We start from the raw sequence: 23,412 nt of genomic DNA, 5'->3' as shown, positions 1-23,412 counted from the left end.
CGGCCGGAGGGCTAGTTTATGCAATTCTCCTAGTGCTCAGCTGGGGCATCAGCGTCATTTCTGCGCGGAGGTATCGGCTCGGTGCGCATGGCCGATTCATTGTTTATTGTCTCATTGCTGTGGGTTTCATGATCTTTTTGGTTGTGGCCGGAGGCGGAGGCAACTGGGCCACCCATATGCAGGCGAGTGGTTACATTTTGGCTGGCTGCATCTTGAGTGCCATAGACAGCAAGATTGTTCCAGGGGATGAGGAGTCCGAGTTATGAAAGTCCCGAGCAGTTGGATGAAAAGACCCTTTCCGGTTGCGTGGGCCGATCTAAATGCCGCCCAAGAGATCCCACTGCGCCGCTTGGGCGCAGAATTCCTCCTTGCTTAACGAACCTGCGCCGGTAGGAATACAGCCGAGCAGTGGCACGCCGGTCAGCTTGGGAAGCTCCGCGATATTGAGGCGAGTGGCGAGGTCCGGCTCTTGTGGCAGCATGCCGCCAACCAGCCCTTTGACGTGAATGCCACGGGCGCGGGCAGCTTCCACGGTGAGCTCAGCGGCGTTGAGGCTGCCCAACATCAAGCTGGTGACTATGAAAAGCTCGGCGCCGAGGTCACGGGCGACGTCGGCAAGCGTGAAGCTATCCGCGAGCCGAACCAGCAGGCCGCCCGCGCCCTCCACGAGTACGACGTCTGCATCGATGCTGCGAATCCACGCCAGCACCTCCTCTTTTTCGGCCTGCGCTAATCCCGCGCGCCGGGCAGAAAGGTTCGGCGCTAGAGGCTCCGGATAGTGCTTGAATTGCCGGGATTCCACGCCGGTAAGACGTGTGACCGTGGCGCAATCGCTCGTATCTCCTGTTTGCAGCGGTTTCGCCACCACCACATGCTTGCCCGCCGCCTGGTACTGCGCGGCCAGGGCCGCTGTGGCAATGGTCTTTCCCACATCCGTATTGGTTCCGGTGATGCAATAGATCATGCGACCTCCCCGGCGGCAACGACGGCGCGGCAAATGCGCGCTACTTCCTCATCGGTACAGATATATGGCGGCATCGTGTAGATGAGCCTGCCGAATGGGCGCAGCCATACGCCTTCTTCAAGGGCCGCCGCGGTGGTCGCTTCCATGTCCACGTCATGGTCCATTTCCAGTACACCGATGGCGCCGCGCACGCGGGTGGTGCCGGGGGCGTCGCTAAGCCCTGCGCGTAAACCTTGCTCAATGCGTGCGACGTCCGCGCGCCAGGTGCCTTCCGAAATCATGGCGGTGGACTCGGCCGCCACCGCGCAGGACAGGGGATTGGCCATGAACGTCGGTCCATGCATCAATGCGGGTGGCTGCATCGTCTCCGCCACCTTTTGCGTGGCCAGGGTTGCTGCCAACGAGATAAACCCACCGGTTAGCGCCTTGCCCACGCACATGATGTCGGGCGTGATTCCTGCCGCCTGCGTCATGAAGAGTTCACCTGCGCGACCAAACCCAGTGGCGATTTCATCCGCGATGAGCAAGATTCCGTGCTTATCGCATAGCTCCCGCACGCCTGCGACCAGCTCTAGGTCGTGGAAGCGCATTCCGCCCGCGCCCTGCACACCGGGTTCGATGATGACCGCGGCGACTTCTTCGGTGATAAAGGACTCGAACTTATCCAAGTATTCCGCCCGCTGCTTAGCCGAGGCGCCTTCCGTGGGTGGAGCTGGGGCAAAGATCTGCTCGGCAAGGATGCCCTTCCACATAGAGTGCATGCCGCCTTCCGGATCGCATACGCTCATCGCCGTGAAGGTATCGCCGTGATAGCCCGAGCGCCAGGTCAAAAGCTTGGTGCGGCCGGGCGGCGAGCACTGCAGCGCCATTTTTACCGCCACTTCCACCGCGACGGATCCGGAATCTGAGTAGAAGACCTGCGCGTACTGGTGGTTGGTCAACTCCAGGAGGTTTGCGGTAAGCCGCGCCGCCGGTTCATGAGTGAGCCCGCCGAACATGACGTGGCTGAACCTATCGATCTGATCCTTCGCCGCCGCCACCAGCCGCGGGTGTGAATGGCCGTGGCATGCCGCCCACCAAGAGCTCATGCCGTCGATGACGCGTTGGCCATTCGCGAGTTCTAAATAGGCACCATCGGTGCGCAGTACCTGCAAGGCTGGCGCGCCGGGCGCAGCATAGGGGTGCCAGATGTGGGTGGAGTCGATCGCAGCGACTTGAACACTGTTCAAAAAAGGCATGGAATTATCTCTACCACAGCTATAATCTCATTTCATGACTGTAATTGAACAACGTTCAAGACTGGGTGTAGCTCCCACGCTGCCAGCCATCGCTGGCGTGGAAATGTGGGAGCGATTCAGCTTCTACGGCATGCAAGCCATCCTGGTCTATTACCTCTATGACCACACAGCCGGCCTGGGGCTGGAGCAAAGTGAGGCCACCGCATTGGTAGGTGCTTATGGCGCGATGCTCTACTTATTCACCTTCGCCGGTGGGTGGGTTTCTGATCGCGTTCTGGGCGCTGAACGCACCTTGCTAGCCGGCGCAGCGCTGCTTATCGGCGGCCATCTCTCGCTTTCCCTAATTCCTGGGTTCGTGGGCCTCTTCGCCGGGCTTTTCCCCTTGGCGCTGGGCTCCGGGTTGCTCAAGACCGCAGCGATCACCATTTTAGGCGCGGCATTTCCGACGTCCGCGGGACCGCCTTTCCAAATCTTCTACCTAGGCATCAACATCGGCGCTTTCTTGGGGCCCATGCTGACCGGCTGGCTGGCTGAGACCCGTGGCTTTCACGTGGGCTTCGGCGCCGCGGCGTTGCTAATGGTCGTAGGATGCGTGAACTATTTGGCGTTACGCAGGCGAATGCTCGGCAGTCTCAGCGCTAAATCCCGCGAGTTTATTACCCAGCCTGCAAACCCTGCTGCGCCGCAGACACAGCTCAAGGTACTTATCGCCTCTGTACTGGTTATCGTCGCTGCGGTGTGGGGCTTGAGAAATCCCGATCGTTTGGCTTATGTGCTGCTCATAGCCACGGTCGCAACCGCCCTTGGGCTCTTTGTCACCGTGCTCACCTCGCCACGGGTAAGTGCTGCAGAAAGACAAAAAGTACGAGCTTTCATTCCGCTATTTATTGCGTCAACTACGTATTGGACGCTGCAGTCCCAGGCCTATGGCGTCTTTGCCGTTTATTCAGAGCAGCGCCTAGATCGCACCATCGCTGGCTTTGAAGTGCCCGCTGCTTGGACGCAGTCCCTCAACCCTCTTTTTATCTTGGTATTTACCTTTCCCATCGCCCGCCTTTTAACCAAACACCGCAACCGTAACCACCTCATGGGCGGCGGACTCGCGTTGGCGGGCATGGGAATGCTGGTGTTGGTTCCCTTTACCGGGGCAAGTTCGGTTCCGTTCCTAGCGCTTGTAGGCTGCATCCTGTTTATGAGCTTGGGCGAGCTTTTCATTGGCCCCATCGGAATGGCTGCCACTGCGATCCACGCGCCGGCTGCCTTTGCCACACGCTTTTCCGCGTTGTTCTTTCTTTCCTTGGCTATCGGAACTTCTCTAGCAGGCAGTTTGTCCACCCTCTATTCCTCAGAAACGGAGCTTTATTACCTCATTGTGGTGGGACTAGTGCCGGTGATTGTTGGCGGCGCCATTTACAAAAGCAAGCAGTGACCTATCGTGAAATCATGAGGAAATTCGTTGCTGTTTCGAGTGCTGTAGCTGTAGTCGCGTTGAGCGTTACCGGTTGTTCATCGGAATCCGAAAGCGATTCTCCGAAGCCGGTCTTCCGTGCGACCACCGAACAACAAACCGAGTCCACAGAACAGACCCAGCAGCAAGCAGACCCGCAGCGGGTAGTCACCGAGACGGTAACTGCGGAAAATAAAGAAAATGAAAAGGAAAAGTGCGCGGACGGCGGCTCTGATTTGCAGAAGCGATTCGCCAACGGCGCAAAGGGTGTCCTCAATACGAATGAAGATGATTTCAAGTTCCACTACACGGTCATTGACGGCGCCTATGATCCGTGCGCGGAGATTAGCTACGCTGTACTGAGTGGCGCCTTAGGTGACGAAAACGGTCCTGCCGGAACGGGTGCATCAATCGCAGACGGAATCCTCATTTGGTCCGAGGGCGAATTGGTCGGCGGCCACGGTATCACCGCCAGTTCCGTGGAAGAAGCTTCCATGGTGGGAGACGATGAAATCGAGCTCACCGTGGGCAATCGCGGACGTACTACCGCAGAGGGAATTACCGAAACCGCACGCGTGCGCCTAGAGGTTGAAGATGATCAATTGGTCCCAGTTGGCGGAGACATTGAGCAGTACAAGTCCTTCACGGACGGAAATGTGCAGCTGTATCCCTAAAGTTTGTGGCCAACGCGCATTTGAAGCCGGAAAGGCCTATAAACATCACGCAAGCTTGCACAAGTAATGCCTGCCACCAGAAGCCGGTGAGCGCGTATTGTCCTGTCATCCCGTGGTTCATGAGCAAGACGATGAAGAGCGTGAGCGCGGACAGTAATCCCGTCGTGGTTGCTGTCAGCGCGAAGGCTTCACCGATTTGTACCCGGAAAATGCTGTTCCTGGCAGCGCCCGCCAAAGTTAGCGCCCCTGCGTCGTGAGCGATCCGCTTGCGCATTAACAGCGAAGTAGTAAACGCCGCCATCACGCTCGGCGCGATCGTCGGCCCGAGTACCACTACGAACACCTGCCACGGCGACAACGTAACCTCCTCCTCCATGCTCAATACGGCGCGGAAGCCTGAGCCCACGGCGATGATGAGGCCGCCGAATAAGATCCACGGCATGATATGTGGTGCGGTGAAGTTGCTGCGTACGCGCACGTTCGCGCCAGCGATGCCGACAGGTCGGGTCCATTGCATAAGCAGTGGCAACATCCATGGAACCAGGAATGCGAACAAGGGGATAAGGCCCAAACACGCGGACATTGCATCTATCGGATCTTCGATCAAGGTGCAGGCAAATAAGATCCCAGCGCCGAGGACGAAGGCGAGTGCGCATCTAGCGGCCGTCCACCGAGGCATACCTGAACGGTAGATGCGCCGCAATGACAAGAATCCACCGAGTACTGCGGCAAGTACGCACACCGCACTAGCTAGTACAACACCGCCCATCGTCACGGAGATACCGTCCACTTGAAGGTTGTCGCGGTGCAAAGCGTCGAGGGCGAAGTCCGTGAGAAATGTAGCGCAAAAGGCACCAGGAATCGCACCGCACGTAGAGACCGCCGCAATCTGACCCAGCACGAGTACAAAGATGAGCCAATTGGGCATGCCCACCATGCGCCAGCTGCGGTAGATGTGGATGTGCTCGTCGATGATGAGCTTCATCTGCGAGGAAATGACGAGAATATTGGAGCAGATAGCCAGCCCGAGGATGGTTCCGCCCAGAGAAGTTGTGTCATCACCGGTTGCGTTAATGAGCGCTACGGCAAGCGAAAATCCCATTCCGGAGATAAAACACGTCAGCGCCACCGCCAGCCAGGAAGGCCAATTGCTGTGCAGATCCTTAAGCCATACGGACATGGTGTTCCTCCAGCTTGTAGATGCGATCGGCCTTCGCGGCGGCCGCGTGCGAGTGGGTGACCATTACCACCGTGCTGGGTACGCGGACGAGATGATCCATGACCACGTCCGCCGTGTCGTCGTCCAACGCACCGGTGGGCTCGTCGGCGAAGATGAAGGGGGCGTCGGCAAGCAATGCTCGCGCCACCGCGACGCGTTGCTGCTGTCCGCCCGAAAGCTGTGCCGGTAAGCGCTTTTCCAGCCCGCCGATGCCCAAGCTCTCAAAGGTCTGGTGCAGCTTCGCCGGGCTGCATTTACGGCCGGAGAACTTCGCCGTAAGTTCCGCGTTCTGCTGGGCGTTAAGCGATTCCAGGAGGTTATAGTCTTGGAACACGAAAGCGCGGTGCTTGCGCCCCGGTGCATTTACCTTGCCGGTTGTAGGTTTGTCGAGGCCAGAAAGCAGGCCGAGGAGCGTTGACTTGCCGCTTCCGGAAGGGCCCATGATGGCCACGAACTCGCCCGGTTCAATGCGCAGCGAGAGGTGGTCTAGCACCAGATTCTTGCCGTATTTCTTCGTGAGATTTTTCGCGATGAGTGTCATGCTTTCGATTTCACGTTGAAAGGCGCGGTATTCCGATGGGGGAGACTCCCAGAAATTTAGGGGAGCTAGCTCCACTGCGTGTGTCCGAAGTTCGGATTAGGGTTGTACTCTATGGCAACTCTCAAATCCGTAGCGTGGAATCTAGTGCTAGCGCTGCTGTGCATTCCCGCTGCTGTGGTTTCCGTTGTCATGCTGCCCTGGATTCCGCTCGTTGCGTCCCTCATGGCCGCCATCACCCGCGGCGGCGCACGGTGGTTGGGAGTGAAGATTCGCTACCGCACCCCACATCGCTGGTTTGATTGGCAGCAGTTCTATCACCTTCTGATTCAGCTTTTGCTCTCGATTTTGAGCATGGCGTTGTGGCTGTTCGTGGGGGTTATGACGGTGGTATTCTTCATCGCTCCTTTCTTCACGGATAGGTTCAACATCGGTAGCCTCGTCATTGAAAATCGAGCCCTGGCTATCGTGGTGAGCTGGACGTTTGGCTGCCTGTGCTTGCTGGTCCTTATCTTTGGCGCGAAGTTTTTAACCTTTCTTTCCGTGAGCACCACCCGCCTGGCGTTGGAGAGCGATGCGCGGGCCACGCTTATCGACGCCTTCTCCGGCGAGCGCCGCCGCATCGAACGGGAGCTACACGACGGCCCGCAGCAGTACCTCACCGCGCTCAAGCTCAACCTAGCCGCGGCGAAAAGAGGAGACACCGCGGCTCTCGACGCCGCCGACCACAACGCCAGCCTTGCTCTCTCTGCCTTGCGCGACACGGTCCGTGGCATCGCACCGCAGGTCCTCTTCGATAATGGCCTGATTGCGGCTCTCGAAGAACTCCTCGTCCATTCTGGGCTGGAGACCACCCTCGAATGCAAGGGCGTAGAACGCTCCCTTGATGAAACCAGCGCCTTGTTGGCCTATCACTGCGTGGCAGAGGGGCTAACCAACGCCGTAAAGCACGGTGAGGCCACTGCAGCGACTGTGAAGCTGGATTACCGAGAAGGAATAAAAATTTCCATCACCGATAACGGGCACGGGTTAACCGCAGGCGAGGGAACCGGCATCGCCGGCCTGGAAGAGCGCGCCATAGCCCTGGGCGGAAGCGTGAAACTAGAAGACACTGATCAGGGCGCACGGTTAAGGATGAAACTGCCATGAAAATTTTGCTTGCTGAAGACTCCGCCCTGCTGCGTGCGGCAATCGAACAACTCCTGCGTTCCTTGGACCATGAGGTCACCACGGTCGAAGATGCTGATCAATTGCGTGCTGCGGCAGAAGGATTCGACATCATTGTCACCGACGTCAGGATGCCGCCGCTTTTGCAGGACGACGGCCTGCGAGCAGTCAATGAGATTCGCAAACGTACGCCCGAGCAGCCCGTCGTGGTGTTGAGCCAATACGTCGCCGCCAGCTACCTGGACGGACTCATCGAACACGGGGGATTCGGCTATCTTCTCAAGGAAAGAATCGCCGATGTGGATGAGTTCATCCATGCACTGGATACGGTCTCTGCAGGTGGCACCGTGGTAGATCCGGAAGTCGTGAGCACTTTGCTCTCCTCCCGGAAGATGGGCGTCGATAAGCTCACGCCCCGAGAACGCGAGGTACTAGCCTTGATGGCACAAGGCGCCAGCAATCGCGAGATCGAAGGCAAGCTCGTGCTCACTGCCGGTGCAGTAAGCAAACACGTGGCGAATGTTTTCATGAAGCTCGGGTTCAGTCCTGAAGACGAAAACCGACGTGTCAAGGCAGTCCTGGCATGGCTGCGCACCAAGCGGGAATGGAGGTTGGAATGAAAAAGATTCTGGCGGCAACTGCAGCAGCAGCGCTTTTGGTTGGCGGCGGCACTGCTTTCGGCGTTGCCACGCTTGTGGCATCTCCGGAGCAAGCAGACTATTCCGTCGAGCGGTCCGCAGACGTCAAGGTCGAGATCATGGATCCCGAAGATGTCTTAAACCCCGATGACGAAGCACGCATGCGTCGTGACGTTGAGCGAATCCACTTCGCGGCTCCGGTCAAGCAGCTGAACTACCTTGTCTTCAAAAAGAACAAGGACGAGGTAGAGGATTCCGTCGAAGAGTATCTACGCGATAATCACCCAGACCTCATTGGAGATGACCAGTTCACCGATGGCCAGCTCTTCGTTGGCGTGGGCCTCGATCCACGTCAAGCTTTCATCTTCGCGGGCAACGATGTGGCGAGGGACCTGTCCCTGGAACTCGATGATGGTCATTTGGAAGACGCAATCGAAGAGATCAAACCGGGCGTGAAGGCAGGAAATATCCCGGCAGGTCTTTTCGCTGGCGCTGACTATGCTGCCGACGCGGACAAGGTCAGCGAGGAGCTTTATTCCGATGCTAAGGCTAACCGCGGTCTCGGTATTGGCTTTAGCGGTTTCGGCGCGGGTGCAGCTGCCGGAGGGATCGTGGCTGCGGTGGGTGCTACGCGGCGTCGGAAAGCGCAGCGTATTGCGACCGCCCGCGAGGATTGGAAATACGTTTCACGGGCTTATGGGGATACCGCACAACGCTTGAATGCCATCGACGTGCGTGCGCACTCTTTGCAATCAGCGCTTGTCGACGCCCGGATGCGCGAGGAATGGGAGCAACTGCGCGACGAGTTTCTCAACCTTGACAGCAAAGTTAGCGCTTTTGCCAGCCTGAACGAGCAGTCCTCGGACGAGGAATTCGAACAAGCGGCGAGTGGAATCGAGGAAGCGAAATCCATCTGTGACCGCGTAGATACCGCAGAACACAACATCGACCGTCTGTATGCCGTCGAGCATGCTGACATTAACGCGCGCCGCAAAGAACTCTATGAGCTACGCAAGGACCTGATTGAGGCGCGCACGGAATCAACGGGCGGAGTCGCGGAAGAAGCATCCCGGCTGATTGCCGTTTCCGAGGAGATCGATGCGGCCGCGCCTGAATTTATGGATCGTTACCTCGAGCTAGTGGAGCGCGCAGCCACGCTCTTTGGGCAGATCCAAACGCAGTTACAAAAGGAAAACGAAGCGGATGAATTGGCGGCGCGCCCGCGTATTGACGAGCCTTCCTTCTATCCGGGAGTGGGTTATCACGGATTCGTACCTTTTATGGCGATCAGCTCATGGAATAGCGCTTCCGTAGCTTCTTCACCCAATGTGAGCAGCAACTTTAGCTCGGGGTTCGCCGGCGCTGGTGGTGCCTCGAGTTTCTGATTCCGCGGCTGCAGGAGCAAAACATGTGCGTGTGGGCATTCGACTACGGCGCGGACGATGTCACGTTGCAGAATGCTATCCCGGCCATGAAGGCGATTGGGGATCTTGATGCTTCTGCTAGCGAGATTGCAGAGCAAATCGAGTATGTTCGGTCCGCTACTGGCTCTGACAAGGTCAACCTCGTGGGCCATTCCCAGGGCGGGCTGCACACCAAGACTTTCACGCAGCTCTACAGTTCCCCAGAGGAGGTCTCCCGTGTTGTTGCACTGGGTGGTAACTATCACGGCACTACGCTGAACGGTATAGGGCCTGCATTGAACGATATTGCCAAGGCTATGCCGAAGCTGGCTGCCTTCTTCGGCTCGACGGCCGGCATTCAGCAGCTGCAGGGCTCGGATTTTATTGAGAAAATGAACAAGCTGCCCGATACCGCGCCGGGGGTTAAGTACACCTCGATCTATAGCCCGGCGGATACCACCGTCACGCCGAACGAAACCTCGAAGCTTACTGCGGTACCGGGCGCCGACGTTGAAAACGTCAGCTTGGGCGACGTCTGTGAGGCCCCAGCCGCGCATCCGGATCTGCCGCACGATTCCTGCGCGCTCGATCAGGTTATGTGGGGCCTTAGCCGCTAATGATTCATGGGGCAATCGATGATGCGGGTCGCTGTAAGCATTGGCACTCGCTTGTCGACGTCGTGGCAAACAAGTGCGCCACCTGCCGCGAGTGGTTCGCCTGCTCGCTATGTCATGCGGAGCTAACTGACCACGGCTTTGGTCCTATGCCCCGCGATGAGCAGGCCGTCATGTGCGGCGCATGTGGCACGCAGATGGACTATGCCACCTATACTGCCGCATACAAATGCGTCCGCTGCGGGCACACATTCAATACTGGATGTGCGCTGCACGCGGACGAGTACTTTTTCCCCTCCTAGAAGGAAGAAAGCTGCGAAACCTGGGACTTCTGTTTTAAGTAGAGATCCAAATATTCACTGTAATCAAGGAAACACGATGATTCCGTCAACGAGGTTTGTTCGCAGCGGTTCTTGTTCAACCTCGCTCCACCGGCCGCGGAAGATGAAACCCATCGGGGCGAAGGTGAGCACGCCAAAGTCGGAAATGCCGATGAGGATCTTTTCGCCGATGCTTAGCGATGTATCACTGACGGCAGCATAGAGCATTTGGCGACCGCACATTATTGTTGCGCCGAAAACCCACGGCTCGCCCACTGGGCTTTGCGATCATCGCCGGCAAAGCGCTTGATGTAGGGCGCAAAGTGCCAAGCGGTGGCGAACATGCCTGCCACACCCATTGCGCCACGCGAGCCAATCGAGTGCATCCATCACCGTTGCTGTGTCACCAGCGCCAGCGGGCGTGATGACGAAATTGAACCAGATCCACACCAGGCGTCTTGGTTGTAGCAGCGAGCAAGGGTGGAATTAATGAGCAGTGTGCGAGGCATGGTTGTGACTAGCTCTTTATCTCCTCCTTTAAAGCAGTGGCCTGCTCGTGGGCACGGCGGCGCCGGCTGGCGATGGCTTGTGCGAAAGTCTGCGTCCAGTTCTTCTCCGCGATGGGGCCGGTGGGCTCGGTGGCTTTCCACGTCCCATCTTCGAAGAGCCAGAAGATATCCCCGGTGTATGGGTCCATGATGTAGAACGCTGTGCCATCTGTTTTGATGTTGTGGTGGTGTTGGCACAAGCAAGCAAGATTTGCGGGGGTTGTTGGGCCACCGTCGGCGAAATTGATGCGATGGTCCGTCTGGCATTTATAGGCCGGATGGTTGCAGCCCGGGTAGCGGCAGGTGCCGTCGCGGCCTTCGACGTATTTTCGAATGTTCGCCGGAGTGATGTAGTTCTTGCTCTCGGCGTATGGGTCGAGCTCGTGGACCTCCGAAGGGGAAACGGGAGTACGGGACCAACCGTGGCCTTGGATGAAGGTTGGCGCGCCGGGGATGTCAGTTGCTTGGTAGGTGTGCAGGATAACCTTTGGCTGGGCCTCGCCGAGGATGAGGCGTGTCATGGCCTCGGCGAGTGGAATCTGCTCGGCCTCGGCGAAGGCGCGTACCGCCTGGTCGATGCTCGCGATGGTTTCTGGATCTGCTTCCAGCGTTACGGAGAATGGGTCGGTGCTGTATCGACCACGGCGGCGCGTATCTTGCAGGGCAATCGTGTCATCTTCGGCGCTAATGAGCTCATTGAGTTTGCGCTTGATATTTGCTTGCGTGGGCGGGACTTGGTTCGCACGCTTTGGTGTGAGGTACTTGGTGATGCCAGCGTCGATGCGGGCGAGGGTGCCGGGAAGCGGTTCCCCAAGCTTGTCTAAGGACTCGTTGATGGCGATAAGCCGATCTAAATCCAGGTGGAGATAGCGCTCTTGGAGAGCATGTAGTTCTGGCATGGATTCGAGGCGATCTAAAGCCATGAAAATTTTGGATATGCGCGCCGGGCTAACGCCGGTGGCAGAAAACATTCTCTGCACCGCAAGCTCAATATCGTTATCGAACTCCGGCAGATGTTCGCGCCAGAAGCGCAGTTCTGCATGCCGGATTTGCGCGGCGGCTTGGGCTATTTCGTCTTCGGGGTTGGTGTGAGAGTGGTAGGGCACTTTCATAGCAAGAGGTTCCTCACCGTTAAAGTGTTTCGAACTAACTTACGAATCACACTTTAAAACATGCCCCGGACACGGCTTTCCGGCGCCGACTTTTCCCAGGCAGTGACCTACTTTTCGGAAGAAAGGAACCGCGTTACAAGTGAGTCATAAGCGCGCACTGTAAGCTCCAAATCCTCGAGATAAAGATGCTCGTCGTGGCTGTGCAGCTGGGAGTTGGCGCTCGCCATATCGCGGGCTTCGGCATGCATGGCAAAGCCATAGGCGTTGCCGCCCATACGGCGCGCGAAACGCAGATCGGAACCACCCGTGGCGTGGACTGGAACCACATCTTTATCGGGGAAAAACTCTTTGGAGGTTGCCTCAATCGCGTGCCAGAGCTTCGTATCGGTGGAGGACTGGGTGGCGTCCTCGGTGATGAGGTGCTCGATTTCAACCTCGTCAGCAAGATCTCCTAGTGCCTCGCGCAGGAAGTTATCGAGCTCATCCTGGGTCTGGCCTGGGAAGGGGCGGATATCCATCTCCAGGTAGGCGTGGGAAGGCAGCACGTTGATTGCGCCGCCAGCACGCAGGACGGTCTCGGCGATAGTGGTGTGGCTAAACGCATGAGCGTACGCGGCAAGATCGCCGAACTTCGAGTAGTCGCCGGTGCCCGCAATTAGTGCCGCCTCTGTTTCTGGATCGAATTTGAAGGTCTTGACGAATCCCTCCCAGATCTCATTCGAAGCAACCGGCGGTTCAGCAGCGGCGATGCGGCGTGCGACCTCGCCGATCTTCACGATGGCAAAGTCCTTGCCATAGGGTGTGGATCCGTGGCCGGCGTCGCCATGCACGTGCAGGCGGCGCTGGCCAGCGCCCTTCTCGCCAACGTTGAAGCCGAGCGCGCCGGGTAGGTGGCTGCCGCCGGTCTCGGACAGGCAGTTCTTCCACGAAAACGCATCCGGGTGCTGCTCTGACATGAACTTCACGCCGAGCCCGCCGCGGGCTTCTTCGTCGGCCATGCCCACGAATGCCAGGGTGCCGCCTGGGTTGCCCTCCTGGGCAATCTTGCGGGTGACCGCCGCCATGGATGCAGTAATAAAGAGCATGTCCACCGCACCGCGGCCGTAGAGCTTGCCGCCTTCGATGAGGGCGTCGAAAGGCGGCTTGGTCCATTTCGGCTCGTCAACGGGAACCACATCCGTGTGTCCCATGAGGGTAAGCGGCTCCTTTTCTGGATCGCCGGGTACGGTGACCACGATGGAAACGCGGCCCGGGTGGGACTCGTAGCGCGCGATCTCGACGTCAGTTCCCTCGAAGAACTTCTCCAAGGTGTCGGCGTTGCGCACCTCGTTGCCGGAGTCCGGCGTGAGGTCGTTAACGCACGCATTGCGGATGAGTTCTTGCAGGAGAGCGAGGGTGTCGTCGTAAAGCGTCATGCGTTTGAGGGTAGTCGGTGCGATAAAATTGGGTGCTTTTAGCAAAATTTGAACGCTGTTCAAGTACGCTGCTCTCCATGAGCATTATCGATATCGCCCGTGATAAAGCCCTAGGCCAGGGTATTGGTCTCAGCCAAGAAGAATTGCTGGAAGTGCTGCAGGTTCCGGATGAGCAGCTGGAGGAAATCGCAGACATCGCCCACCAGACTCGTCTGAAGTGGTGCGGCCCAGACGTTTCGGTGGAGGGCATCATCTCCATCAAGACCGGCGGCTGCCCTGAGGACTGCCACTTCTGCTCGCAGTCAGGTCTCTTCGAGTCCCCAGTGCGCGCTGCCCGCCTCAACATCCCTGAGCTGGTGGAGGCCGCCAAGAAGACCGCCAAGACTGGTGCGACGGAGTTTTGCATCGTTGCCGCCGTAAAGTCGCCGGATGAGAACTTGCTTTCCCAGGTCGCGGAGGCAATCCCCGCCATCCTGGATGAGGTAGACATCGAGATTTCTTGCTCGCTCGGCACGCTCACGCGCGAGCAGGCGCAGCGCCTGAAGGACATGGGCGCCCAGCGCTACAACCACAACCTGGAGACCTCCCGTTCCTTCTTCCCTAACGTGGTGACTACGCATACCTGGGAAGAGCGCAAGGAGACCCTCGACAACGTGCGCGCGGTGGGCATGGAGGTCTGCTCCGGCGGCATCATCGGTATGGGCGAGTCTCTGGCGGATCGCGCGGAGTTCGCGTACCAGCTCGCGCAGATCGAGCCTTGCGAGGTCCCAATGAACTTCCTCGATCCTCGTCCTGGCACCCCGTTCGCGGATTATCCGCTGGTCCCGCTGGGTGAGGCGCTGCGCGCGGTGGCGGCGTTCCGCTTGGCGATGCCGTCTGTGACCTTGCGCTTTGCAGGCGGCCGCGAGCTTTCGCTTGGCGACGACGGCACGGAGAAGGGCCTGCTCGGCGGCATTAACGCCATCATCGCCGGCAACTACCTGACCACGCTTGGCCGCCAGATCGAGAAGGACGTCGACATGCTGGGTCGCATCGACCTGCCGATTAAGGCCCTCTAGTGGACGAGCTAGCGGCGGCCGTTCTGGCTGGCGAGGAGCCTATTTTCCACCCGAACACGGGTGAGCCTTTCCATGAGGCGCACCTGCACCCGGCGGCAGCGGCGGGATTGGATGTGCCGCGCTACTGCCAGATCTGTGGCCGCCGCATGGTGGCGCAGGTCCGCCCGGACGGCTGGAGTACGAAGTGTTCGCGCCACGGGGAGCTGGACTCGGATTGGCTCTACGAGGAGCACCTGCCCGCGTAAGCTGGCGGACATGGCTTTTCAGGATCCGGGCATTGCACTTGCCCACCGCTCCGCGCTGCGGTCTATCCAGCGGGTGGTGAGCGAGACAACTGAGCCGACCCCGCACGCGGCGGAGCGGGTCGCTGAGCAACTGCGTGCCGGCGGGGTCATGGTCCTCACGGGAGCGGGCGTGTCGACGGATTCCGGCGTCCCGGACTACCGCGGCCCTCAAGGGTCGCTATCGAGGCATACGCCGATGACGTATCAGGAATTTCGCTATGATTCCGCCGCGAGCCACCGCTATTGGGCGCGCTCGTTCGTGGGCTGGCGAGTCATGGATGCGGCGAGGCCGAACCGTACCCACTACGCACTCGTGGAGCTGGAGTGCGCCGGGCTGCTCTCCGGCATCGTGACGCAAAACGTGGACGGCCTGCATAAAGAAGCCGGAACTGAAACGCTTATCCCGCTCCACGGCGATATGGAGCATGTTGTCTGCCTGAACTGCGGGTATGCAGAAGACCGTGGGGCCTTTGATGCCCGGCTGGCTGCCGCGAATCCGGGCTATCTGGAGCGCTGGGTCGTGCGCGCGGATGAAGTTAACCCGGACGGCGACGTCGCGCTCTCGCAGCAGGCGGTGGACGAGTTCGTGATGGCTCCATGTATCCGCTGCGGATCGGAGTTGCTCAAGCCGGACGTCGTCTACTTCGGCGAGCCGGTTCCGGCGGAGCGGCGGGACGCAGCGCGGGATTTGCTGGCGCGGTCGAGTTCGCTGATCGTCGTTGGGTCGTCGCTCGCGGTGATGAGCGGATACCGCTTCATGCTCGACGCGCTCAAACAGGGCAAGGAAGTCTCTGTGATTAACGGCGGCCCCGGACGCGGCGACCCGAAGGCGACGACGCTGTGGCGCACGCAGGTCGCGCCAGCTTTTGATGAGCTACTGGATCTGCTTGATGTGTAAGGCTGGGGTGCGGCAAGCCTAAAGCTTCTCGAAGTACATGACTGCGGTGTCGGTGTCTTCCTCTGGTGCCGGGGGATCGGTCTGCTTGCCTCGCCACAGGGGGCTGATGCCTGGCATGAACCAGGCGAGCAGGGCAACGAGAACCGCGATGACGATGGCGGCGGGAGTTGCATATTCGGGCGGCACGAACCAGTATCCGGCCGCGCACAAGGCGATGATGATTCCGACCCACAAAGGGACCAGGACGCCGAGGTTGAACCGCCGCGTGGCGCGGTGTTCGGCCCAGTCTTCGCTGGGGAAGCGAGTGCGCGCTTCGGAGCGAATCCGACGCGCGGTCTTGTGCTGTTGCAGCACCGAGGCTATGAGGGTGAAGGCCATGCCGGCGCCTGCAATGAGCATGTCTGCGGTTACGGCTCCATAGGCTGCAATCGCGAGCGCGAGAGACAGCGCAAGGCGCTCGGAGACGCTGAGAGGTAACCCACGCGTGGGGTCTACGTCGGGATACAGATTTTTGAAGGAGCTGGTAGTCGACGATGTCATGACGGAATAAGAGTGTCCTTTGTTGGGGGTTGCTTACCTAACTTAGGTTAGTGTAGCCTATGCAAAACTGCATAGGTATGTGTAGCCTAACTTCTGATTCTTTTTGTTCGTCTCATCATTACTTCATGAGGACTATATCCGTGATTCTCCGTCGAATATTGGGCACTCTTGCTGCCAGTGCTCTCATCGCACTCCCTTCGGTCGCGCTCAACGCTCCTGTCGCCTCGGCTGCCGGAACCTGCTCCTGGAATTGGGGCATTAAGCAGTCCTACCGAAGCTATATCCAAGGCCAAGTCGCCAAAGGCAAGTGGCAAACGGACGGCATTGGTTTTACCGGTTCCGAAACCGGCGCAGACGGTGCTTTTACCTTCACTCCGGGTAAGGCCTCCGTACACGGCGATACCGTCACCGTCCCCTTTGGCGGCGTCATCCACTTCACTGGCCACAACTACGGCGGCGACAATCTGTTGGATATGACGCTGACGGACTGGAAGATTCAGGCCTCCGGCAACCGGGCGGCGATCGTGGTGGATTACGTCTCTTATGAATCTGACATGGTGAATAAGTCCGCACGCGGCCCGCGGATTACCGGAGATAACGTGGTCATCGCGGGGATTGATCTAGCGCAACCCGTCGACGCGTCCGCACGCACGCTCGACCTTTCCGGCGACGTCAGGCTCACCGACGAAGGGCACAAACTCTTTATCGCCTATGAGGCGGGACAGTCGATGGACCCCTCGTCAGGGACCGTGGCCACGGACGGCAGCTGCGGCGGGTCTTCTGGCGGTTCAGGCAGCGGTTCGAAGTCCTTGGGGACAATCTCGGGCACGTTTACCGGTCGCAATGCAGAAGCTATGGCGATTTTGAAGGAAACGAACGACACCATGAATGGCCTGACCACCTTCATGGGCAACACGGAGTCCTTCCTAGACCAGCTAAAATCCTTCCGTTCTCGCACGGATGCCGCCACGGGTACGACCACTAGCACCACCAGTGGTTCAGGCACGTCGGGCGCCAGCACTTCGGGCACCGCGAGCACTTCGGGCACCGCGAACCCTTCGGGTGCTTCGGGTAGTACTTCGGGTACTTCCGGCACTACTGGAACCACAAGAACCGCGCGGTCGCAAGACCCCGGGTCCGCGGCTAGTGGAGGGCAGTCAGAAACCTGCGTAGCCACGGGCGTGCAGGCTGCGACCGCCGAGTGGGGCGTCAAGAAGTCCTTCCAGTCGTATATCACCGGCTCCATCGCCAAGGGCGCCTGGACGCTCGACGGCGTAGGGTACGACAACTCGCGTTTCCAGTTCACGGGCAACGGCGGAGATGTGGATACAGCGGCGCGGTCAGGTTCCATCCGCTACGGCGGCTCCATGCATTTTACCGGCCACAACGGGGTCCTCGATCTCACTATCGCGAACCTAGAAGTCCGGTTCAACGGGACGAGCGGTCAACTCATCGCTGACGTGCGTTCCTCCAACATGGAGGGCGAGCGCAAGGACTTTGGACGCACGGTGCTCGGAGACATGTCGTTTAGCCAGCTCGACGTGAGTGACTCTGCCGTCGACGGCGAAGCCACCGTCACGCTGACTGCAGCGGGAAATGATGCGTTCGCGAATTTCTATGAGCCGGGCACGACCCTTGATCCGCTCTCGTTGCACGCGCAACTTGGTGGATCCGGGGACTGCGCCGGAGTGAGTGGAACTACGGCAAACACTGGTGCGGTGACGACTGCCGGCGGTCAGAGTGCTGCGGCGGCAAAGCGGGCGGCATCGGAAAGCTCTGCGGGAAACGGCCTGCAGGCCGCGGACGGCACGAGCACGTCTGGTTATGAAGACGGCAGCGGCAACTTCCAGATCAAGAAGGCCGCAGCCTCGGGCTCCTCGCCGGAGGCGACCACGTGGCTCCTGCTGCTTATCGCAGGCCTCGCCATCGCCGGCGGTTCCATGGGCTCCGTCGTCCTGCGCAACCCGGCGTAGCGCACCCCTTTTTACCCAAGACTTGAGAAAGGATTCGTTTCGCATGAAACGACTTTTGGTGGCGTTGGCGTGTGTCCTCGCCCTCACGGGGTGCGGCGTCCAAGGCGCCTATGAATCCCAAGACGCGCAGCTGCGCGAAGCCCTCCCAGACGCGCAGTCGGCCAAAGACCCGCGCTCGTTTACGGGCGTGTCGAATGTGACAGATTTCGAGGATGTCGTCGCGGTGACGGAGTCGCCTACTCCCGCTCTGCCGGTGGAGCTCACGGATGCTGACGGTTACGACGTCTCCGTTACGGATGTGTCCCGAATCGTGGCATTGGATCTCTACGGTACGTATACGAAAACCCTCGAGGGCCTGGGGCTTACGGACAATATCGTGGGTCGCACGGTGTCGTCGACGGAAAACGCTATCGCCGATCGCCCCGTCGTGACCCAGGGCGGACACAACATCAACGTGGAGGCCGTGCTCGAGCTCCGGCCCACGCTGTTCATCGTCGATCATTCGATCGGCCCGCGCGACGCCATCGACCAGATTCGCGCCGCAGGAGTGACCACCGTAGTCATGGAGCCGAAACGCACCATTGACTCGGTGGACGAGGACATCAAAAACCTGGCCGCGGTCGTGGGTCTGCCAGACGACGGCGAAACGCTGGCCAACCGCTCCGTCGAAGAAATCGAAAAAGATAAGGCGGCCATCGCAGACATCGTGCCGGAGAAGCCCATGCGCATGGCGTTCCTTTACGCGCGCGGCAACGGCGGCATCTTCTTCATCATGGGAGAAGGCACGGGCGCCAAGGACCTCATTGAGGGTGTGGGCGGCGTAGACCTCGGCACCGAATACCACCTCTCGTACGCCGAACCTGCCAACGCCGAATCTTTGGCAAAGATTAACCCTGAGGTCATCATCATGATGACGGGCGGCCTGGAGTCGACCGGCGGCGTCGAAGGCCTCCTCGAGCGCCCTGGCATTGCACAAACCACCGCGGGCCAAAAGCAGCGGATCGTGACCATCCCAGACGGGCAATCGCTCGCCTTCGGGCCCTTGACCGGACAGACTCTTCTCAAACTCGCGCAGGCAATCTATGACCCAGACAATGCTTAAACCGGCGGCCTCCACGGAGGTCTTCGCGCGACGCTCCCGGCTGCGGCGTGGTGTATTCGTATTGCTCGCGGCGCTGCTTGGTGTCGCCTTCGTCCTGTCGCTCGCGCTGGGGCAGTACTACGTCGCGCTGGGTGACCTGGTGCAGATTATGGTCGCGGGCCCTGATGGTGGCTTGACGGCCAATGTCGTGTGGCAGATCCGCCTGCCGCGCATTCTGCTCGGTTTCTTGGTCGGCGCGTGCCTGGGCGTGGCGGGCACGCTCATGCAGGCCGTGTTCGCCAACCCGCTGGCTGAGCCCTCCATCGTGGGCGTGACCTCCGGTGCCGGTGTGGGCGCGGCCGTGGTAATCGTCTTTAATATCTCCGTCCTGGGTACCTTCACGGTCCCGCTCGCGGCGTTTGCTACGGCGCTGCTGGTTACCGCGCTGATCTATCAGTTGGCGCGCTCACGAGGGCGTGTGGCGGTGGTCAATCTGATCCTGACCGGCATTGCCATCAACGCGGTGTGCAACGCCATCATCTCCTTCATGATGTACCTGGCGCCCACTTCGAACCGCGAGCAGATCATCTTTTGGCAAATGGGTTCGCTCAACGGCTCCCAGTGGAAACACGTGTGGGTGGTCCTCCCCATCGCCCTCGTCGGGATGGCCATCGCGCTGTGTCTTGGCCGCCAGCTCGATGTGCTCGCGCTGGGCGAGCGCGCCGCGGAACACACTGGCGTCGACGTCAAGCGACTGCGCATTATCGCCATCGCTGCCTCGGCTATTCTTACCGCCGGCGCAGTTGCCTTCGCTGGACTTATTGGGTTCGTCGGCCTTATCGTGCCGCACCTGCTGCGCACGATCATGGGCCCAGAAAACAGGGTCTTGCTGCCAGCCTCTGCGGTGGCGGGCGCCGTACTCATTGGCTTTGCCGACGTCGCTGCGCGCACGCTTATTCCTTTCGCCGACCTTCCCATCGGTATCTTTACCGCGCTCGTGGGTGGCCCCACCTTCTTCGTGCTGTTGCGCCGGATGATGAAGAAAGGAATGCACTGATGATTAACGTTGCGAATCTTTCCGTTTCGATCGGCGAGCGGAACCTGCTTTCCGATGTCTCCCTTGTCGCCCGCCCAGGGGAGGTCACCGGCCTCATCGGCCCGAATGGTGCGGGCAAGTCCACGCTGCTGGCGGCCATCGCCGGCGATATTGATTACACCGGTTCCGTTTCCCTCGTGGGGCAGGATCCGGCGGTGGCCTCCCCAGGGGCGTTGGCCCGTGCGCGTGCGGTGATGCTGCAGGACGTTACTGTGTCCTTCCAGTTTCTCGTGCGAGATGTAGTGGCCATGGGCCGGCGTCCTTGGGAGGGCACCGCCCGGCAGGCCGAGGACGACGCGATCATCGACGCAGCGCTTGCGGCGGTGGATGCGACGCACTTGGCCGGCCGCGATATTGCCACGCTCTCTGGCGGGGAGCGTGCGCGTGTGGCGTTGTCCCGTGTACTGGCGCAGCAGACCCCGGTGATTCTCCTCGACGAGCCGACTGCGGCGCTGGATATCCGCCACCAAGAACAAGTTTTGGGATTGGTGCGCTCGATTGCGGCGCAGGCTGGAGTGGCGGTGCTCGTGGTACTCCACGATTTGGGTGCCGCTGCGGCCTATTGCGATCACATCGTGTGCTTAGCAGACGGGGCAGTTGCCGCCGCCGGCCCGGTGCGCGAGGTCTACACCGACGAGATTTTGTCGCAGGTCTATCGCTGGCCCATCCAGGTGAGGGAGGCGGACGGCCACATTTCAGTCCATCCGGCGCGGCGTCAGGCCGCCGATCCCGAGCAGTCTTTTGTCTATCTACTAAAGGAGTCTTAACTCATGCGTATTGTCTCTTCTTCTCTCGCGCTGGCGCTGACTGCCTCGGCGCTGACCGTTCCGGCAGCGTTTGCTGCTGATGCCCCCACGTGTGCCGCTGGCCAGACTCTGGAGACCCGCGTTGTCTCCGGCACTGTGAATTGGGGCATCAAGCAATCTTTCCGCAGCTACATCACCGGCCGCATCGCGAAGGGTAAGTGGACCACGTCTGGCGCGGTGACGCAGGACGAGGGCAACAAAGGCGGAGCAGACTTCCAGTTCCACTTCGAGGTGGATCCTTCTGCGTCCTCGGTGAGCCTGGGCGAAGACGGCACCGTCACGAAAGCCGATATTCGAACCAAGGATTCGACGCTGGAGTTTGAGGGCCACCACGGCGCGTTGTACACCAAGATGCTCTCGCCTTATGTCCTCACGGAGGCAGCGCAGGCAAAGGCGGGCACGTCCTACGAGGGCTACTACGTGCCGGGTAAGGACATGACGGAATACACCCGGGAGGACCGCACGGAAGAAAACAAGAAGTCCGGCACGGATACCTTCGCTGAGGGTAGTGCCGCATGGTCGAAGGACGGCGATACGCTCACGCTGAAAGCGACCGACGTGAAGTACAAGCCGAAGTCGGGTACCTACTACGATCGCGAGAAGAAGATCCAGCACATCGAGGGTGTCGACGTGATCTTCATGGGCGTTTACAACGAGGACAACAAGCCGGAACTTGATGATGTGCAGGTGACCTTGAAGACCGCGTCCGAGTGTAAGGGTCCTGCCGATGAGGGCACCGAGACCACCCCGGGGGGGCAGACCGAGCCGGGCCGCGACGAGAAGGGCAAGGACCAGACAGAAGACCAAGGAAAGACTCCTGGGAAGGACCCAGAGAAGAAGCCGGAAAAGGGGACAGAAGACCAAGGACAGACTCCTGGGAAGGACCCAGAAGGCTCTTCTTTTTCCAATGTGTGGAATATCGTGTTGGCGCTGACCGCTTTGGGCGGCATGTTTGCGGTCATCGGTGGTGCCATCGTGCAGTCCGGCGTCCTTGATTCCCTGCTGGCGCGCCTGCGTTAGCGAACCTGCACGGGTTTAATCCGAGTCGGCGTGACCCGCGTTGGCAAGGGCGTGGCTTTGGGCGTCGTTAGGATTGTCCTGGGTGGGGGAGAGCTGTTTGAGCACCGTGCGCACGATGGCGCGCACGCGCTTGTCCATGGGCATATCCATGTGTAAGACGACGGCGCGTTTGTCGACGTCTTGCACATAGACATTGCGCACCGTTCCGTCGGGAGTGTCGCCGGGATCCAAGAAACAGGTTTCCGGCGGCACGACGATGGAGTCTTGCTTGGTGGCCACGCATGTGTAGCTCACACCGGGGGCCAGGTCACCGTTGTGGTTGAGCTCGTTCAGCGTCGCGCTGCCCACGATTTGTTCCATGCCAGCTGGGCCGAAGTAAGCGTCGATGATGGAGCGCATGACGTGTTCTTGGCGGCGGTTGGAAATCAACGAGCTGACGATTCCGCCTTGGGTGGTGCCGTGGTTGGGCGCCGACAGGCAGATGATGTGGCGCACGCGGTCCACCGCATCGTGGTTATGCATCCAGTAGCGGGCGACGATGCCGCCTTGGGAGTGTCCAATGAGCACGACCTGCTCCGCGCCGGTGACGGCTTGGACCGCGTCGATATACGCGCCGACTTGATCGGCGGAGGCGGCGATGGGGCCGGTGGCGCGGGCACCATAGTCCGGTGCGAACACGGCCCAGCCGTCCTCGCGCAGTTCGGAGCCGAGCAGCTGCCATACGCCCTTCGTATCCGTCGTCCCATGGATGAGAATGATGGGCCATGGGTGGTCTTCATCCGGGCGCGCTGCCCAGTCGTCCTCAAAAACGCCGCGTGGCTTCAGGCGTGCGCCGAGCGGTAGCGATGCCAGGCGTGCTGCGGTCTCTGCCTCGTGGTCGTCGCCTGCGGACCCGCGTGGATGGCGAAAGTCGAGGTCGAAGAAGCTGCGGCGCTCGGCACGCAATAGCTCGGCGATTTCGTCGGCCACTTCCTCGCGCAAGGCGTTAGCGGGCGCAGGGGTGGTGATGCCATGGCGCGGAGAGTCGGAAACTTGTTCCGCCGCCGGTGTCTCCGGCAGGCCTTCGGTGGCGTCGTAGCTGACGGAAGGGGGAGTCGGGTCTGAACGCCAAAACCGTCCGAGTCCCTCGGAGATGAGGGCTTCGAGTTCTTTGAGCGGTTCTTTGAACGATTCTGTTGCCATAACTCCCATCCTATTTCGTGCCGCGATACATTATTTTTTCGGAATCATTAGTGGTAGCGATGATTTTTCACGGGATCGCGGGAGAAAGTTCTCGTTCCCCCTTGACCATCCAACTAAAGGTTTATAAACTAAGCCTTGCCTAATCACGGGCGGTTGCTTGCCAGGAAGGTTGCGCTC

The 23,412-nt window shown here is 59.8% G+C and carries 25 protein-coding genes; 16 read left to right on the top strand and 9 right to left on the bottom strand.

Features of this window, described 5'->3' with window-relative positions; all coding sequences use genetic code 11:
* Positions 1-266: hypothetical protein (locus HMPREF0308_RS14020; RefSeq protein WP_005530593.1), on the top strand; the 266-nt coding region annotated here is incomplete at its 5' end.
* Positions 267-316: 50 nt separating this feature from the next.
* Here the strand turns inward: HMPREF0308_RS14020 and bioD are convergent.
* The gene (bioD, locus tag HMPREF0308_RS08305; protein WP_005530591.1) at positions 317-964 is read right to left on the bottom strand and encodes a dethiobiotin synthase; all 648 of its coding nucleotides are present in this window, start codon (positions 962-964) and stop codon (positions 317-319) included.
* Entirely contained in the window at positions 961-2,202 is a 1,242-nt protein-coding gene (locus HMPREF0308_RS08300) for an adenosylmethionine--8-amino-7-oxononanoate transaminase (RefSeq protein WP_005530589.1), read from the bottom strand. The genes bioD and HMPREF0308_RS08300 overlap by 4 nt, the downstream gene beginning before the upstream one ends.
* Before the next feature lie 34 nt (positions 2,203-2,236).
* Between HMPREF0308_RS08300 and HMPREF0308_RS08295 the strand changes: the two genes are divergently transcribed.
* Positions 2,237-3,631: a peptide MFS transporter gene (locus HMPREF0308_RS08295; protein WP_005530587.1), complete on the top strand. Its 1,395-nt coding sequence runs from the start codon at positions 2,237-2,239 to the stop codon at positions 3,629-3,631.
* Between the two features lie 14 nt (positions 3,632-3,645).
* Entirely contained in the window at positions 3,646-4,323 is a 678-nt protein-coding gene (locus HMPREF0308_RS08290; RefSeq protein WP_141276718.1) for a hypothetical protein, read from the top strand.
* On the opposite strand, the gene HMPREF0308_RS08285 is transcribed toward HMPREF0308_RS08290, so the two are convergent.
* Positions 4,292-5,503 (bottom strand): FtsX-like permease family protein, encoded by a 1,212-nt coding sequence (locus HMPREF0308_RS08285; RefSeq protein WP_005530584.1) that lies wholly within the window; start codon positions 5,501-5,503, stop codon positions 4,292-4,294. The genes HMPREF0308_RS08290 and HMPREF0308_RS08285 overlap by 32 nt on opposite strands.
* On the bottom strand, positions 5,487-6,083 hold the full coding sequence (locus tag HMPREF0308_RS08280) for an ATP-binding cassette domain-containing protein (RefSeq protein ID WP_005530582.1): 597 nt from the start codon (positions 6,081-6,083) through the stop codon (positions 5,487-5,489). Before HMPREF0308_RS08280 ends, HMPREF0308_RS08285 begins: the two co-directional genes overlap by 17 nt.
* A gap of 111 nt (positions 6,084-6,194) precedes the next feature.
* On the opposite strand from HMPREF0308_RS08280, the gene HMPREF0308_RS08275 reads away from it, so the two are divergent.
* Genes HMPREF0308_RS08275 through HMPREF0308_RS08255 form a run of 5 tightly spaced genes read left to right on the top strand, consistent with a single transcriptional unit; the run spans position 6,195 to position 10,204 of the window.
* Positions 6,195-7,229 (top strand): sensor histidine kinase, encoded by a 1,035-nt coding sequence (locus tag HMPREF0308_RS08275; RefSeq protein ID WP_005530580.1) that lies wholly within the window; start codon positions 6,195-6,197, stop codon positions 7,227-7,229.
* Positions 7,226-7,867: a response regulator transcription factor gene (locus HMPREF0308_RS08270; RefSeq protein WP_005530578.1), complete on the top strand. Its 642-nt coding sequence runs from the start codon at positions 7,226-7,228 to the stop codon at positions 7,865-7,867. The genes HMPREF0308_RS08275 and HMPREF0308_RS08270 overlap by 4 nt, the downstream gene beginning before the upstream one ends.
* A complete protein-coding gene (locus HMPREF0308_RS08265; protein ID WP_050765431.1) occupies positions 7,864-9,270 on the top strand; it encodes a DUF5129 domain-containing protein in 1,407 nt (468 codons plus the stop codon). The genes HMPREF0308_RS08270 and HMPREF0308_RS08265 overlap by 4 nt, the downstream gene beginning before the upstream one ends.
* A gap of 23 nt (positions 9,271-9,293) precedes the next feature.
* Complete coding sequence (locus HMPREF0308_RS08260; protein ID WP_005530574.1) at positions 9,294-9,905, top strand: lipase family alpha/beta hydrolase; 612 nt, start codon at positions 9,294-9,296, stop codon at positions 9,903-9,905.
* A complete protein-coding gene (locus HMPREF0308_RS08255) occupies positions 9,905-10,204 on the top strand; it encodes a CHY zinc finger protein (RefSeq protein WP_005530572.1) in 300 nt (99 codons plus the stop codon). The genes HMPREF0308_RS08260 and HMPREF0308_RS08255 overlap by 1 nt, the downstream gene beginning before the upstream one ends.
* Before the next feature lie 63 nt (positions 10,205-10,267).
* Here HMPREF0308_RS08255 and HMPREF0308_RS08250 read toward each other — a convergent pair whose 3' ends face one another.
* The 3 genes from HMPREF0308_RS08250 to HMPREF0308_RS08240 form a co-directional block, all read right to left on the bottom strand.
* On the bottom strand, positions 10,268-10,450 hold the full coding sequence (locus HMPREF0308_RS08250) for a hypothetical protein (RefSeq protein ID WP_141276714.1): 183 nt from the start codon (positions 10,448-10,450) through the stop codon (positions 10,268-10,270).
* Between the two features lie 289 nt (positions 10,451-10,739).
* Positions 10,740-11,882 (bottom strand): HNH endonuclease signature motif containing protein, encoded by a 1,143-nt coding sequence (locus HMPREF0308_RS08245; protein ID WP_005530564.1) that lies wholly within the window; start codon positions 11,880-11,882, stop codon positions 10,740-10,742.
* A 107-nt stretch (positions 11,883-11,989) separates the two neighbouring features.
* Complete coding sequence (locus HMPREF0308_RS08240) at positions 11,990-13,297, bottom strand: M20/M25/M40 family metallo-hydrolase (protein WP_005530563.1); 1,308 nt, start codon at positions 13,295-13,297, stop codon at positions 11,990-11,992.
* A 77-nt stretch (positions 13,298-13,374) separates the two neighbouring features.
* On the opposite strand from HMPREF0308_RS08240, the gene bioB reads away from it, so the two are divergent.
* From bioB to HMPREF0308_RS08225, 3 genes are read left to right on the top strand one after another with little or no spacing between them, the layout of a single operon-like run.
* Positions 13,375-14,355, top strand: a complete 981-nt coding sequence (bioB, locus tag HMPREF0308_RS08235; RefSeq protein WP_005530561.1) for a biotin synthase BioB — start codon at positions 13,375-13,377, stop codon at positions 14,353-14,355.
* A complete protein-coding gene (gene bsaP / locus HMPREF0308_RS08230; RefSeq protein ID WP_005530559.1) occupies positions 14,355-14,600 on the top strand; it encodes a biotin synthase auxiliary protein BsaP in 246 nt (81 codons plus the stop codon). Before bioB ends, bsaP begins: the two co-directional genes overlap by 1 nt.
* Before the next feature lie 10 nt (positions 14,601-14,610).
* A complete protein-coding gene (locus tag HMPREF0308_RS08225; RefSeq protein WP_005530557.1) occupies positions 14,611-15,537 on the top strand; it encodes a Sir2 family NAD-dependent protein deacetylase in 927 nt (308 codons plus the stop codon).
* 18 nt (positions 15,538-15,555) lie between these two features.
* Here HMPREF0308_RS08225 and HMPREF0308_RS08220 read toward each other — a convergent pair whose 3' ends face one another.
* Entirely contained in the window at positions 15,556-16,077 is a 522-nt protein-coding gene (locus tag HMPREF0308_RS08220) for a hypothetical protein (RefSeq protein WP_005530555.1), read from the bottom strand.
* A 125-nt stretch (positions 16,078-16,202) separates the two neighbouring features.
* Between HMPREF0308_RS08220 and HMPREF0308_RS08215 the strand changes: the two genes are divergently transcribed.
* The 5 genes from HMPREF0308_RS08215 to HMPREF0308_RS08195 are packed head-to-tail and all read left to right on the top strand — an operon-like array spanning position 16,203 to position 22,053.
* Positions 16,203-18,050, top strand: coding sequence for an HtaA domain-containing protein (locus HMPREF0308_RS08215; protein WP_005530552.1), 1,848 nt, complete (start codon positions 16,203-16,205; stop codon positions 18,048-18,050).
* Positions 18,051-18,093: 43 nt separating this feature from the next.
* Positions 18,094-19,152 carry a heme/hemin ABC transporter substrate-binding protein gene (locus HMPREF0308_RS08210; RefSeq protein ID WP_005530549.1) on the top strand — a complete coding sequence of 353 codons (1,059 nt, stop codon included), beginning with the start codon at positions 18,094-18,096 and terminating at the stop codon, positions 19,150-19,152.
* Positions 19,145-20,188, top strand: a complete 1,044-nt coding sequence (locus HMPREF0308_RS08205; protein WP_005530547.1) for a FecCD family ABC transporter permease — start codon at positions 19,145-19,147, stop codon at positions 20,186-20,188. Before HMPREF0308_RS08210 ends, HMPREF0308_RS08205 begins: the two co-directional genes overlap by 8 nt.
* Positions 20,188-20,994, top strand: coding sequence for a heme ABC transporter ATP-binding protein (locus HMPREF0308_RS08200; protein WP_005530545.1), 807 nt, complete (start codon positions 20,188-20,190; stop codon positions 20,992-20,994). Before HMPREF0308_RS08205 ends, HMPREF0308_RS08200 begins: the two co-directional genes overlap by 1 nt.
* A gap of 3 nt (positions 20,995-20,997) precedes the next feature.
* Complete coding sequence (locus HMPREF0308_RS08195) at positions 20,998-22,053, top strand: HtaA domain-containing protein (protein WP_005530543.1); 1,056 nt, start codon at positions 20,998-21,000, stop codon at positions 22,051-22,053.
* Positions 22,054-22,068: 15 nt separating this feature from the next.
* Here the strand turns inward: HMPREF0308_RS08195 and HMPREF0308_RS08190 are convergent, their stop codons facing one another.
* Positions 22,069-23,244 carry an esterase/lipase family protein gene (locus tag HMPREF0308_RS08190; protein ID WP_005530542.1) on the bottom strand — a complete coding sequence of 392 codons (1,176 nt, stop codon included), beginning with the start codon at positions 23,242-23,244 and terminating at the stop codon, positions 22,069-22,071.
* Between the last annotated feature and the right edge of the window lie 168 nt (positions 23,245-23,412).

Source organism: Corynebacterium striatum ATCC 6940, from assembly GCF_000159135.1.
Lineage (GTDB): Bacteria > Actinomycetota > Actinomycetes > Mycobacteriales > Mycobacteriaceae > Corynebacterium > Corynebacterium striatum.
This window is presented reverse-complemented; position numbering and strand designations above follow the sequence as displayed.